Genomic DNA, 13,361 nt, shown 5'->3' with positions numbered 1-13,361 from the left:
GGCGGTCCACGGTTTCGCGTCGTGGTGGATCCACCGTGTCAGCTCCGCCTTCTCGGGGCCGGTCGTGATGACGAATATGCCTTCGAGGATTTCCTCGCCCGACTCGACGAGCTCGCCGAGGACCAGCGGGTACTCGACGCCGGTGAACACGTCAGCGGCCCGGCCGCTGACGGCCACCGGCTACGGGTCTCCGCCGCGAGCAAACAGTTCGCCGGGCAGCTGCTCCATCCGACACTGCCGCGAGCAACGCGAACTCGGCGGACTCGCGAACTGTGGTCAGCAGGCTGATCGGGTGGGTATTTGTAGCGGTCGTGTCGAGGTGATGGTTTTCGGGCCTGCCGGGGTGTCGAAGGTTATCGGGTCGCCGGAGGTGAGGGTGAGCGTCGTGGTGTCCGGGGTGATGCCGACGGTGACGGTGCCGGCGCCCACCGAGAGCCCGTGGATGGTTATGCCGTGTGGGAATCCGTTGGGCAGCATGGGGTTCAGTCGCGGATTCGTATCGGTCCAGCGCAGACCGGTCGGGGCGTAGAGCAGTCCCTGCAGGAATCCCGCCGCGCCGGTAACGAAGATCCAGGCGGCTTGGCCGAGTACGTTGGCGCCGGGACGGTCACCGCGGGCTTCGGACTGGAAGTTGTAGGGACCGCGTACGTATGGCTGCACCGATTGGTCCAGGTAGTACTGGGTACGGCAAGGGTCGTATTCGGCGCTGAGGATCGCGCCGACGGCATTACTCATGTTCGGGCCGTCGGGGTCGGTCCGGTCGAAGTAGTAGTGCAGGGTGTCAACCGGCGAGTACCCGGGTGTGGCGTAGGAGAACGGGTAGCTGAGCAGGACGGTATCCGCCTGCTTGATCGGTGCGCCCGCGTATCCGAGGTATTCGGCGGGTACGCCGGGGGCGATGTCGGGTGGCATGGCCATGTTGGCAGCGATGTCGGCCCAGCGTGGGTCGACCGGCAGCCCCGCCAACCCGGCGGCCTGGGCAGCGATGCGCATCGTGTTCATCACGCCGCCATTGGTGAGAGCATTGTCGATCGACAGGGCGACGTACTCGTCGGCGCCGGCCGCGGGCACGTAATGGTATTTGCCGTCGGGCATTTTCGGGCCTACCCGGGCGGCGAGATAGTCGGCGATCGCGGTGATCACCGGGGCACCGCTGCTGTGCAGCCATTGCCGATCGCCGGTAGCGGTGTAGTACTGCCACTGGGCCAGGGCGATTTCGTTGTGCAGGTGTTCCTCGGTTAGCCCGCACACCCACGGTGAGGCGCATCGTTGGGCAGGGCCGTCGTTCCACGGATACAACGCACCCGGGAGCCCGTAACCGCGAGCGTTGGCCCGCGCGGACGGCAGGGCCTGGCTACGGAAGTCGACTATCGTGCGCGCCAGGTCCGGGTACAGCGCCAGCAGGGTCGGGAAGATCCAGGTGTCGGCATCCCAGAACGTCAGGCCGCCGTAGTCGTCGGACGACAGTCCCGCGGGCTGCACGGCCCACCGGTCGCCTGCACGGACGCTGGCCAGCACCGAATACATGGCCGCGCGAATCCATCGGGTGTAGTCGTCGCGCCCGGCGATCTCGATCCCCTTCTGCCACAACTGGTCCCACGCGGCGGCATGCGCGCCGTGTGCGGTGTTGTAACCCTCCGCACGGCCGGACTCGGCCGCGGTGGTGGCAGCGGCCTGCGGATCGGGACCGTAGTCGGTCGACGAGATCCCCACGTACTTGGTGAAGGTGTAGCTGCCTCCCTCGGTCACCGGCGTGGTGTAGCGGATCCCGCAGGTGGCGGGCAGCGCTGCAGCCGCGGTGTGCTCTGGTGTATCGACGGCCGAAACCACGAACGCGGTTTCCGGCGAGCCGTCCGCGCGCACCCCTGCGACACTCTGGTTGCGGGCCGGATCGGCGAAGGCGGCCACCGCGGACGCCCGCCGCGTGGCAGCGGTGTCGATCAGATCGGTGACATCGAGATCTCCCGAGAAGTCCGGGGCGAGGGTCAACCGCTGCACCGCCAGATCTGGTCGCGAGCGGGACACGAACGTGTCGTAACGCAGCCGTACCCGATGCTCGGGATCCGGGGTCCAGGTGACTTGCGTTGTCGCCGTGGCGGTCCGGTAATCCAGCGTCTGCCTGTAGTCGTGTACGGCCGCCGGATCCACGTCGGCTCGATATTGCTGACCGGCAACCCCGACGGTGAGCCCTGACCAGGCCGGTAACGCCGCGATCACCTGCGTGTACTGCAGTGAGGGACCCCCTTGGGCATAGAAACCCGCTAGATACGTGCCGGTATACCGAGGCTGCTGCAACGGAAACGCGGTGCGTGCCGTGTCGCCGTAATCGTGATACCCACCGCCGCTGGGGGGCAGCATCGTGCCGATCCGCCCATTGCCCAGATATGGGGCGGCTCGAAAATCGTTCGGCGCGAACATATCCGAAGTGGCCGACCACTCCGCATCCGCGTCGTCGTTCGCACCTCCCGTACCGGGCACCAGTGTCACCGGGACTACCACACCGGCCAGTACGACCAACACCATCCACAGCCACCCACCCCGCGCCCGCTTGGCGCTCCCGATCCAGGTCACGCGGCCCATCCTCAGAACCGGGCACGCGTCGGTCAACACGACACGCACAAGTAGGTGTCTTGCGCTTTCGGGTGCCCCCGGATCACCACACCCACCGACCCATCCGAAGAATCCGATTCAAACCAGAATGCAAACCGGGATCCAGCTCGGGCACCTCGGCTGACGCCACAACCTCCACCTCGGAGCGGGAACCACCGTCATGTCGCTCACACCAAGCAAATTCGATGCCTAGAGCAGGTGCTGCGTGGAGGACATCACGCCCTCAGCCGTTCCTCATCTGTGCACGCACCGTCGGCAACCTCGACGCCCTCACCAGCAAAGATGTTCGATTGCGATGAAATAGCTGCTGAGCGGAATGTGAGCCAATGATCGGCTCTGAAATGCGATATTGTCCGATGACAAGAAGATAGCCGGGAGCGCTCCTATTCGGTGCCGTTCGTCTGGGAACGTCGAAAATCGGAACGATTGGAAGTGCGGTGAAAATCAAGAACTTCCTGGCGACTGCGATCTTGGCCATCGCGGCTACCGGCACAACCACCGTCATGGCCAACGGTCAGGCGGGGGTGGCCTCGGATGTCACCGTCGGCGCGAACGCCGGTCCCGTCGCCTACACCACCGCCCTCGCCGCCGATCACACCAGCGCGCTGGTGCGGCTGGCCTCCGGCAGATTCACGCTCGGCCCCGACGCGGTCACCGTGACCGCGGACGACGGCACCGTCGTCGGCACCATTCCGACGACGTTGCAGGCCCAGACCGGGCAGACATTCAACCTCATGCCGGCGGTGGACAACACCGGCACGGAATTGACGCTGACCCCGGCGTCGGCCCCCGTGCCCGGGCTGCACCAGGCACTGGGAAACTTCGCCGTCGTCGAGGTCGGCGAGATGATCGGTTGTGTCATCGGCATTCTCATCGGGATCTGGTTCTTCCTGGTGGGTGCGATCATCGGCTGTGCGGTCGGTGCGATCATCGGCCAGTTCATCGCCTAGTTCGATTTGCCGATGGCCAGCAGTTTTCGGTGTTGCAGGAGGTTGGCGTACTGGTCGATACCCCTCCGGACACCAGCTGCAGCACTCCGAGCAATGTCACACCCAACACCGGAGTTCTCAGATGCACCAGACAACACTGCCGAGGGGGAAACACCACGTAGCTGATCCGAATGATCCGTCGACCGGAGCGGTGGAGGACGCCGGAGGCGCGGCGGCAGTCGAATCGGCAGTGGCTGCGGGCGCCGCGAGGACGAGCAGGGGCGCGGCAATAACAGTCGCGGCTAGGGTTTTGACGATCTTGCTAGACATTTCGCTTCCTTACACGAGCTTTATTTCGTCCGCGTAGGAGGCCGCGCTGCCGAGCTACCGGACTGGGCTGCGAGTGCGTTACGTGCCGAATCGACTTTGCGACACGCGATTCGCTACTTGGTGAAGTACTTGATGCGTTCCGATAGAGAAACGCACATTCGAGCTGGCCGACAGCTGCAACATCGAGCGGCCGACAAGACGTCATCTGGATCGCGGAAGGCGTCAACAACAGTTTACCGCTGGCTACCGTAGTCGCGGACGCAGCCGCAGTGTTCGGTTACGTCACCTGATCAGTGTTCTTCGGTTTGGTCCGCTGTCCAAGCTGCGATCTGAGCGCGGGAGTTGAATCCGAGTTTGGTCAGGATATGTTCGACATGACCTTCGGCCGTGCGTTGCGCGATCACCAACTCGGCAGCGATTTGCTTGTTAGTGAGTCCTTGGGCGATGAGGGCGGCGACCTGCCGCTCGCGTTTGGTCAATTTCGTGGAGGTGCCGACCGCGGAGGCCGCATCGGCGGGTTGTACCCCGAGCGCATAAGCAATAGCGGCATCCATACTCATCTCCCGGCCTTGCCGAAAGGCACCATCGAATCTGCGAGTGCCGAGGGTTTGACGTGTCGCCCGCTCACATTCCTCGTGAAAGCGCGACATGTTTCGCAAGACGGCCCGCACACTGCTGCCCACCAGCCATTTTCCCTGGGCTGCACCCATCAGCACGGCCGCGCGCTCGGTATCGCCCTGGTCGGCGGTAGTCCAGGCCAGCGCCTCGAGGCTGAATGCGGTGAACACCGGACTATTCGGCCGTCGGTTGATTCGTAATGCCGCCTCGAGCAACTGTTGGGCACGGTCCCGTTCGCCTTGCAGCCATGCGGAAACGCCCAAGCCACGCAAGGCGGCAGAGCGATAGAGCAATTCGCCCTGCGCTTCGGTGATGGTGAGTACTCGGCGGTAATGCTCGGTCGCTGGGACCATGTGGCCGCGCAGTTCGTATGACCAGGCGAGGATGGTCAGAGCGCTGATGTAGAGCTCTCCGGTCTGGTTCGAGCCGAGCAGGTCGACAGCTCGTTCCAGGGCGGAGGATGCGTCGGCCGCTGCGCCGCTGGCGAGTGCGGTGATGCCGGTAGCGTAGGCGAGCTGTCCCAGGATGGCGGGGGTAGGCGCCTGTTCGGCGAGCAGTCGCCCCTCCTCCAGAAGGGCGGCGGTGGCTGGGAAATCCCCCTGTGGCGCGGCAACCTCGCAGGCGGCGCGTAGCGCACCGATGCGGTCGGGTATCGATTGCGCGCCGGGGTGGGCGAGTGCGCGGTCGAGCCAGGTTCGGCCTTCCCCGTACATTCCGCGAAGGATCCAGAATTCGTGCAGCGCGGCGGCGATTCGCAGCCCGGCCGCAGCCGCCTCGTCGGTGTCCTCGGAAAGGCAGCATTCGAGCGCGTCGCGCAGGTTGGGGAGTTCGCGCTCGAGGCGGGCGATCCAGTAGGGCTGCCGGTCACTGATCCACCCGGCCTGGGCGTCCAGCGCCAATTGCTGGTACCAGTCGCGGTGCCGTCGGCGCAGCTCCGTGTCTTCGCCGGACTCTCGCAGCTTTTGCCGACCGTAGTCACGCATTGTCTCGAGCATTCGGAATCGGACGGTGGTGTCCGATTCCTCCCGGATCAGAATCGACTTGTCCACCAGGGCGGACAGCACATCGAGCGAGCTGTGCGGCGCAAGGCCGACACCGCATACCTGTTCCACGGCGTCGAGTTCGCAACTCACGGCGAACACCGACAACCAGGCCCACAGCCGCTGTTCGTCCGGGGTGCACAACTCATAGCCCCAGTCGACACACCATCGCAGCGTCTGCTGCCGGGTCGGCGCGGTACGACTGCCACGGGTGAGCAGCGCGTACCGATCATCGAGGCGTTGCAGAATCTGCTGGGGTGACATCGCACGCATCCGAGCCGCCGCCAGTTCGATCGCCAGCGGCAACCCATCCAGCCGAGCGCAAATCCGGGTCACGGCAGCCTTGTTGTGCTCGTCGAGTTCGAAGCCCGGCACGGCTGCAGCGGCGCGATCGGCGAACAGCGTCACCGCATCGAAACGGGGCAGCCTCGTCAGCGTCGGGTCCCGATCCTGATCCGGAACCGTCAACGGCGCCACCCGCAGCACCGCCTCCCCCGCGATATTCAACGGTTCCCGGCTGGTGGCGAGAATTCGCAGCTCCGGGCAGGTCCGCAGCATCGCCTCGGTCAGCTTCGCCACGGCTTCCACCATGTGCTCGCAGTTGTCCAGGACGAGCAATATTTCCCGCGCGCCCAGAAATTTGACCAGAACATCGCGCAAAGGACCGGGCGCCGCGTCCCGCAAACCCAGGGTAGCCGCGACGACATCGACCAGCAGCGCGGCATCGGAGACCTCGGCCAATTCGACCAACCACACCCCGTCGGCGAAATCCCGCCGCGCTTGCGATGCGGCCCGCAGCGCGAGCCGCGTCTTGCCGACGCCGCCGACTCCGGTAAAGGTGATCAGCCGGGACGTGGACAGCAGATTCTTTACCGCCGACAACTCGGTGCGTCGGCCGACAAAACTAGTCAGCTCGAACGGCAGATTGCCACGACTGTCCTCGGCGCCCGCTGCCGGCGGGCGCCGTCCCTCCATCGATGGCTCCCGGTGCCGATGCTCGACAATCGAATCCGACTGCCGGCCTGCCTCACCAACCGAGAAACCGTGGCGCTGCTGCACCTGTCGAATGCTCTCGCCCAGACCCGCCGCAGAAGGGCGTTCGTCAGGGTCGCTGCTCATTGCGGTCTCCACCACCACCGACACATCGTCGGGGATACCACTGTCCCGGAGGTCCGGCATCGGCTGGGCGGTGATCCGCGGAAACTGTGTCCCTTTCTCACCCCTACGACGCTGGAACTCGGCATGGCCGGTCAGCGCGCAGAACAGGGTCGCGCCGAGCCCGTACACATCCGCGGCCGCCGTCGGTGTATCCCCGTCCAACACCTCGGGGGCAGTGAATGCCGGTGATTCGGTGACAATGCCGTCAGCCGTTTGGAATCCACCAGCGATGTGTGCCATCCCGAAATCGGTCAAGGCAGGCTCGTCGTAGTCGGTGAGCATGATGTTTCCCGGTTTCACGTCCCGATGCACGATGCCGAGGCCATGCGCGATCTCCAGTGCACCCGCGATCTTCACCCCGATCCACAACGCCTCCTTCAGCGGAAGCGGACCGTGTCGGCGGATCCGCGCATCCAGGGAATCCAGCGGGTGGTATGGCATCACGAGGTAGGAACTCCCGCTGCCGGTGGCACCGGCCTCCAGCACGGTGACGATGTTCGGATGCCCGGTCAAGCGGCCCATCGCCCGCTGCTCCCGCATGAACAATGCCCAATTGTCTTCGTCGATTTCCGCGGTCAGCACCTTCACCGCCACCGTTCGGTCCAGCGCGACCTGACAGCAGCGATACACCACCCCGAAACCGCCGCGGCCGATCTCGACCGCATCCTCGAAACCGGCCGCAGCCAACTCCGCCATGATGGTCGTCGCCGCCTCATGGTGTGTGCGAAGCGGATCGTCCTGGGTCATCGGCCGAGTGCGATCCCACCGACATGTCTTCGGTCACCGGGCAACATGCGCTTACCTTTCGCCAATGCTCAGCGTATCGCCGACAAAGGCGAGGCCCGGGTCGCGCACTCCACCATCGATTCAACCAAGCCAGCCGGTTTCGAACCGGCGGACAAGGAACTAGCTGAGGTCTACTTCGGCGGCGGGACTACGGGTGTGAGGAGCAGCCGTCCCGTGGCGCCGACGCCTTCTTCGAGTCCGCGCTCGGTCATACGGCGGAGCATGCTGTTGCTGCGTTGCATCCAGAGCGCTTGCGTCGTGGCCCAGGCGGCGTCCCTGGCGTGGGCGATGCTGAAGCTGCACAGGATGTGCTTCAGTGTCTCGGCATCCTTGGTGGTCAGCCGGAGCAGCTGTGGCTCGTATTCCGCGCGGACCTCGGCCTCGACCCGGGCCAGCAGGTCATTGACCTTCAGATAGTCGGCGTGCACCGGTTTGGTGTCGGGTGTGGTGGACCGCTCCTTGCAGGTCATCACCACCGCCATCGGCAAATCGTGGTTGATGTGGGCATTCATGCCCGCCAACGCGAACTGGAGTGGCCACACGGTGCGGTTGGACCGGGCATCGAAGACCGGCTGCCAGACCGGATTCGGCCACCTGCCGTCCTTGTCGGCGTCGATCGCGTCGAAATACAGCTGCGCGAACACCACATCGAGGCGTTCGACGAATTCGGGGTCGGCGAAGAATCCCGCGGTGATCTGTTGACCGACCAATTCGGTGACGCGCAAATACATGTTGTTGAAGCACGCGACGCCGTCGCGCGGATCGAGCTCGTCCCTGATGTCGTGCATTCGCCGGATGACCTCGGCGACGGGACCGGGAATTTGAACCGTTGTCACGATCTCCTCCTCTGCAGTCCTGGGCACGGCGGAGTTACTGCCGGCACGGTTGAATAGGTCCTGGAGGGTTGACCCGCCCGTCGGTTCAGTTTGCTGAGATTTGTTGGCGTCCAACGGTTTCTCGCTGGGCCTGACCGAACCCTTCCACCTACCACGGTATCGCTGGGCGAACGACCATGAGCAGCAACGGATTACTTCGGACAAACATCATGGAATCACTTCCCGACGGTCGGACGGGTGTCGGTACTCATTTCGTTGTGGCTTTCACCGGATCGTCGGTGCCGACGTCGGTGATCTTCCAGCCAGTAAGGTAACTCCAAAGTAAGTTGACTTGAGAGTAAGTTGAGATTTCGCTGTGTAGGTCATGAGATCGGTTGCGATGCCCGGAAAGGTAGTTTGCGCGAGCCAGTTCATGGTTACAGCTAGGAGGATGCCGGTGCCGAGGACGCCACCGGCTCATGATCGGGGCCGGAGACTAGCCCGCGGGAAATGCAGTCCGCCGCTTACCTCGGCCGACTGCCACGACAGCGGAAGGAACCAGACACATGCTGATGCTCACCCCCAATGCCATCGAGGCAGTTCGCACCATCACCTCCGCAGACGGCACGCCGACGGATGCCGGGCTGCGGATCTCCACGACGGATGGCGCCGAGACGATGTCGCTCGCGATCGCGGCGGGTCCGGCCGAGCAGGACCAGGTCCTGACCGCGGAAGGGTCACGGATCTTTCTGGACGAGCAAGCCGCCGCCTTCCTGGACGACAAGATCCTCGACACCGAACTGGACCCGAACGGCCAGGGCACCTTCGTCCTCGCCCAGCAGGAAGGCACGACCGGCCGGTAGTCCGGATCGGGAGAATCAGAACCGGCTAATTCTGCGGGAAGCCCCAACAGGGGTAGTCGCGGCCGGCATCAACGAGGCCGACGCTCTGCGGCGTGCGGCAGATGACGTGCGGCTTGTGGCGATAGTCCACAACCAAATGCAGAGTCGCCGCCTTTTCACCGGTGAACGTCTGATGGCATTGGGAACAATGGCACACATTGTGCGCGCTCAGAGGCCACCAGCTGCGACATCCCCGGCATTTCACCGTCTCCGGCGATCTCGTCTTCATCATCACTCACCCACTCGCACAACCTGGACGCGGTCCGCCATCTCCTCGGCCGCACCCGCAGGATAGACCGTCGCAGCGCTCAGGCATCAATACTTGTCGACGGCCGACCGGGATGTCGCTATGCGTACTCCACGCCCAGCCCGTGCCATGCCCGTCAGCTCTCGTAACCGATTGCGGCGCTGCGTACTTGGTTGACGTAGCCGGTGGAGTGGTTGTAAGCCAGGATGGCTTGCCGCCAGCCACGGGCGGTGACCAGGTCATCGCCGGCCGCGCACAGGTAGCGGCCCGCGGCCAGCGCCGCATCGTCGATGTTGGCGGGGCCGGGTCGAACTCGATCACCACACGCCCCGGCGTGTCGAGTAGCTCCGGCTGCTGACGCAAGGATTCCTCGTCGGACGCCATCCCGACCCGCGCCAAGAACAACGGGAGGAGCCACCGCACCAGATCGCGATCACCGTCTTATCCAGTCTCGTGTCCATACCGGCAACGCCACGGCGGATGCACGCAGCTCCGATCCCACGTTTCCGCTCGAGACGGCTTGGGGGGCAAAGAATTAAGGAGCGAGGGCTGCAGGTGAGCTGAGGAGAGCTCTCAGATAAGGCTCTTGTTTTTGCGGATGCGCCAACGCAGGTCTCGCATCAGCCCGTGGGTGGGGGCGAAGCGCAGGAAGCGTGGGATGAAACGGTTTACGAACCCGACGAACAGGAAAAGGTGCTCGAAGCGGCGTTGATCGGCATCGGTCCATTCGACCTGCAGTTGTTCCTTGAAATGCGGCGCCAGGAAACCGATCGTCAAGAACTTCAACAGGTTTCGGAACGGCAGCCGCAGATACCAGTGGATCATGCGAAGGTTGAGCAGATCATCGAGGTAGGCGCGGACCTTGTCGTCGAGGACGGCGTGGCTGCTCGCCTCGTTCCAGTAGCGATCGAAGTCCTTGCGCGTGGCGGGCCACATATCCTTGGTGACCTGCACACCGGTCGCCAAGGTGGAAGCGGTCTGATAGAACTGCTCGGCCTGCTCATCGTTCATCTTGCCGTGCAGCAACTGGTAGGTGTCTTCGAAGCCGATGAAAAGACAAGCGGCGACCCACTTTTGGAGATCACGGTGGAAAGCGTTGTACTTGACCGGACTATCGGGGCCCGACCGCACCTGACGGTGCGCGACGTTGATCGCCTCCCGATAGGCATCGATCTCATCTTGGGTGCCCAGGATCGCCACCGCCAGATACTGCGTGGTGGTCCTGGCCCGCTTCCACGGATGCACCATCAACGCACCCGACTCCACCCGGCTCTCCGAAACGCCATAGCCGACACCGGGTCGCGCCATCTGCATCACCACATTGGCCGCCGCACCCGCGAAATTCCAGAAATCCAGTGCGTCAGCGAGTTTCAGCGGCCGCTTGGTCTGCGAGCGATGGACGGCCGGAATATGGATCCGGGTTTCCCCGGTGGTCAGTGGCCCCAGGGTGGGTAGCGGTTCAGCGGTGGCGGGCATCGGATTCCTTCCGTTGTCGGGTTCTGCAGAGGTCGAGTGAGATGTGTGTGTACGTTCTGTCGTTCTTCTCCCCCGACCTGACACCGGACGACCATGCAGCTCCTCCCACAGCTACCGAGTGGTCTAGGCAGCATGAATACACAGTAACTTATTGGCCGTCAGCGCACTGGTAAACATCGAAAGAACTGGGCGCTGATCTGTATTGCCACTGGTCGACGCCAACTTTCCGCTGGCCGTGCTTACTCCCGAATATTAGATAACATCAGGAATCGGGAATCGACAAGTCTCGATTACGCGCCCGGGCAGCCGCGATCGAGTCCATGCGGGCGGCAGTCCAGCATCGCCGATCCCGCGAATCCCATTGACGCCGCGGAGGCGTTGGCTGTCGACGAGCTCGACAGGGCGCGCTCAGCGTGAGAAGCGCACGGGCACAACCGAATCGAGTACCGAAACGACCCTCAGTGGCTGAGAAGGTCCTTGTAGGCTTCGAGGATGCCGCGGATGGATGGCGTCACGAGCAGATCACCGTCCAGCGGTGCCCATACGTAATCGGCGTGGGCCGACAGGACGATCGGACTGGTGGCTGCCACCTCAACGGCGAAATGCAAGCGCCGCACCGGTTTTCCGGCCGGCGACAGGTAGTCGAAGTCGCCGATGTGGTGACCGATGCCGGTGACGGTCAGTCCGGTCTCTTCGCGGACCCCGCGAATCAGTGCGGCGGAGACCGATTCGCCCGGTTCCACGGTCGCACCCGGAAGCTTGCGGGTCAGCGGGAGCGGTCCGGTGCTGTGGGCCTCCAGCAGCAACACTTCCCCGCCCCGGTCGATGATCGCACCGACTCGCAGACCGACTCCATCACGTTCGCCGCGCGGAAGCGCCTCATCGAACATCGATACCGACATCGGCGGACTCACCAGCCTTCGGTCGGGCGGACGCGCCGCATGCGGAGGGAAAGCAATCATCCCAATATTAACGTGACGTGCCCACCGCAGGACAGCAGGCATCAGAGGTGTGTTCGCGCAATTGATTTCGCCCGGTTCCCCCGCCGAGCGGAGGCGCCTCCACGGCCTTCTGCTGAACCGCCCTGGGTTCAAGTATTGAACGCACAGGTTTCAATACCTGGTCCATACTGTTCATGGTGTCCGGAACCGACGCTCACTTCTAGTAAATACAGCGACTGTTGGCTGCCGCTTGTCGGTAGCTCGAGATTGTCTGCTTATGTATCGTCATGTCTGCACTCACCGTCGGGTGGCGGACGTTTCGACACGAACGGCCGTGCAGCGGAGGTGCCGGGAGGGTTCGAAGTAGTCGCTTGGGTCCACGAAGTGTTGTCGCGCAACGGTAGCTCGGAATGAACGACGGAGAGGGGCGTAGGTGGCGACAGCTGCGCAATTGCGAGCCGTGCTGGCGGTATTGCAGGCCGACATGGAAAGAACCGCTTCAAGCTGGTCGGCGGAACCGCCCGTCGAACGCGCCGAGCTAGCGGGTCGGCTACACGGTTTGATCAGTAGTGAGCTGCGGGACTTGGTAGTCCAGGACCCACTTGGGCAGTACATGGGCCACTGGTCGATGGCCGCGACCGCCGAGCAAGACGCCGTCGGTGATGTGTCGGCGCAGGCGCAGTTCGACGCACGGTGGCTGCGTCACCACATCGCTACACTGGCCTCCCGCAATGCCCCGACCCCCGTGCCCGCACTACTGGCTGCCGCGGTTCAGGCCGTCGACGCCGCCACAACATTGCTGGCGCTGGCCCGCGATCCCCGAGGCGAGGGCAGTCAGGCCGCGTGGCAGGCGGTAATCGATGATCTCGCGATCGCATTCCATCTGGTCAACGACGAACACGACGCCGTCACGCAGCCGATTCGCTGAGTGATCACCGGTTCCGGGCGCCGAGATCAACAAACCGGAACCGGTGACGAGGTCAGTCGCCTTCTGGGGTGTCGGTATAACGCTGCAGGTACAGTTGCTCGCCCAACTTCTCGATCAGATCGAGTTCGGTCTCCAGATAGTCGACGTGCGATTCCTCATCCTCGAGAATGGACTCGAAGATGCGCGCGGAGGTGACATCACCGCGCGAGCGCATCAGCTCGATACCGCCGCGCAGCCGGTCCACGGCCTCCATCTCGATCTTCAGATCGGCCCGCAACTGTTCGGGGACGGTCTGGCCGATGCGCAGCGGGTTGAGCTTCTGGTAGTTGGGCAGCCCCTCGAGGAAGAGGATGCGATCAGTGAGCACCTCCGCGTGCTTCATCTCATCGATGGACTCGTGGCGGGTGTGCTTGGCAAGTTTGGTGAAACCCCAGTTCTCCTGCATCTTTGCGTGCAGGAAGTACTGGTTGATGGCCGTGAGTTCGGCTGTCAGCTGCTCGTTGAGCAGCGTGATGATTTCCTTATCGCCTTCCATGGGTGCGATGGTGTCACAGCTCACAATCGGCGAACCGGTAAGGACG

General features: G+C 63.8%; 12 protein-coding genes. 4 read left to right on the top strand and 8 right to left on the bottom strand.

From position 1 onward, the window contains the following. Window positions 1-21: 21 nt before the first annotated feature. On the top strand, window positions 22-288 hold the full coding sequence (locus tag ACZ60G_RS27790) for a hypothetical protein (RefSeq protein WP_465813622.1): 267 nt from the start codon (window positions 22-24) through the stop codon (window positions 286-288). Here ACZ60G_RS27790 and ACZ60G_RS27785 read toward each other — a convergent pair. Next, the gene (locus ACZ60G_RS27785) at window positions 277-2,571 is read right to left on the bottom strand and encodes a glycoside hydrolase family 65 protein (RefSeq protein WP_465813621.1); all 2,295 of its coding nucleotides are present in this window, start codon (window positions 2,569-2,571) and stop codon (window positions 277-279) included. The two genes, ACZ60G_RS27790 and ACZ60G_RS27785, sit on opposite strands and share 12 nt — an antisense overlap. Window positions 2,572-3,047: 476 nt before the next feature. On the opposite strand from ACZ60G_RS27785, the gene ACZ60G_RS27780 reads away from it, so the two are divergent. Continuing rightward, on the top strand, window positions 3,048-3,560 hold the full coding sequence (locus tag ACZ60G_RS27780; RefSeq protein ID WP_465813620.1) for a DUF8020 domain-containing protein: 513 nt from the start codon (window positions 3,048-3,050) through the stop codon (window positions 3,558-3,560). A gap of 599 nt (window positions 3,561-4,159) precedes the next feature. On the opposite strand, the gene ACZ60G_RS27775 is transcribed toward ACZ60G_RS27780, so the two are convergent. Beyond that, entirely contained in the window at window positions 4,160-7,432 is a 3,273-nt protein-coding gene (locus ACZ60G_RS27775) for a protein kinase domain-containing protein (RefSeq protein ID WP_465813619.1), read from the bottom strand. 170 nt (window positions 7,433-7,602) lie between these two features. Then, a complete protein-coding gene (locus tag ACZ60G_RS27770; protein WP_465813618.1) occupies window positions 7,603-8,307 on the bottom strand; it encodes a DUF5995 family protein in 705 nt (234 codons plus the stop codon). A gap of 545 nt (window positions 8,308-8,852) precedes the next feature. Here ACZ60G_RS27770 and ACZ60G_RS27765 point away from each other — a divergent pair. After that, a complete protein-coding gene (locus tag ACZ60G_RS27765; protein WP_465813617.1) occupies window positions 8,853-9,149 on the top strand; it encodes a hypothetical protein in 297 nt (98 codons plus the stop codon). Window positions 9,150-9,174: 25 nt separating this feature from the next. On the opposite strand, the gene ACZ60G_RS27760 is transcribed toward ACZ60G_RS27765, so the two are convergent. The 4 genes from ACZ60G_RS27760 to ACZ60G_RS27745 all read right to left on the bottom strand — a co-directional run bounded on the left by ACZ60G_RS27760 (window position 9,175) and on the right by ACZ60G_RS27745 (window position 11,873). Further along, window positions 9,175-9,417, bottom strand: coding sequence for an FDXHR family putative zinc-binding protein (locus ACZ60G_RS27760; protein ID WP_465813647.1), 243 nt, complete (start codon window positions 9,415-9,417; stop codon window positions 9,175-9,177). A gap of 154 nt (window positions 9,418-9,571) precedes the next feature. Further along, the gene (locus tag ACZ60G_RS27755; protein ID WP_465813616.1) at window positions 9,572-9,853 is read right to left on the bottom strand and encodes a lysozyme family protein; all 282 of its coding nucleotides are present in this window, start codon (window positions 9,851-9,853) and stop codon (window positions 9,572-9,574) included. A gap of 155 nt (window positions 9,854-10,008) precedes the next feature. Continuing rightward, window positions 10,009-10,911 (bottom strand): oxygenase MpaB family protein, encoded by a 903-nt coding sequence (locus ACZ60G_RS27750; protein WP_465813615.1) that lies wholly within the window; start codon window positions 10,909-10,911, stop codon window positions 10,009-10,011. Window positions 10,912-11,369: 458 nt separating this feature from the next. Next, a complete protein-coding gene (locus ACZ60G_RS27745) occupies window positions 11,370-11,873 on the bottom strand; it encodes an NUDIX hydrolase (RefSeq protein WP_465813614.1) in 504 nt (167 codons plus the stop codon). A gap of 412 nt (window positions 11,874-12,285) precedes the next feature. On the opposite strand from ACZ60G_RS27745, the gene ACZ60G_RS27740 reads away from it, so the two are divergent. Continuing rightward, window positions 12,286-12,780, top strand: a complete 495-nt coding sequence (locus ACZ60G_RS27740; protein ID WP_465813613.1) for a hypothetical protein — start codon at window positions 12,286-12,288, stop codon at window positions 12,778-12,780. Window positions 12,781-12,832: 52 nt separating this feature from the next. Here ACZ60G_RS27740 and bfr read toward each other — a convergent pair whose 3' ends face one another. Continuing rightward, window positions 12,833-13,315, bottom strand: coding sequence for a bacterioferritin (gene bfr / locus ACZ60G_RS27735; RefSeq protein ID WP_063038646.1), 483 nt, complete (start codon window positions 13,313-13,315; stop codon window positions 12,833-12,835). Between the last annotated feature and the right edge of the window lie 46 nt (window positions 13,316-13,361).

The sequence above is a fragment of the Nocardia sp. NPDC102475 genome, assembly GCF_055584605.1.
This window is presented reverse-complemented; position numbering and strand designations above follow the sequence as displayed.

Bases quoted from the DNA above. Each gene is read 5' to 3' on its own strand.
- bfr (WP_063038646.1), bottom strand. From the start codon at position 13,315: ATGGAAGGCGATAAGGAAATCATCACGCTGCTCAACGAGCAGCTGACA.
- ACZ60G_RS27775 (WP_465813619.1), bottom strand. From the start codon at position 7,432: ATGACCCAGGACGATCCGCTTCGCACACACCATGAGGCGGCGACGACC.
- ACZ60G_RS27750 (WP_465813615.1), bottom strand. From the start codon at position 10,911: ATGCCCGCCACCGCTGAACCGCTACCCACCCTGGGGCCACTGACCACC.
- ACZ60G_RS27745 (WP_465813614.1), bottom strand. From the start codon at position 11,873: ATGATTGCTTTCCCTCCGCATGCGGCGCGTCCGCCCGACCGAAGGCTG.
- ACZ60G_RS27760 (WP_465813647.1), bottom strand. From the start codon at position 9,417: ATGAAGACGAGATCGCCGGAGACGGTGAAATGCCGGGGATGTCGCAGC.
- ACZ60G_RS27765 (WP_465813617.1), top strand. From the start codon at position 8,853: ATGCTGATGCTCACCCCCAATGCCATCGAGGCAGTTCGCACCATCACC.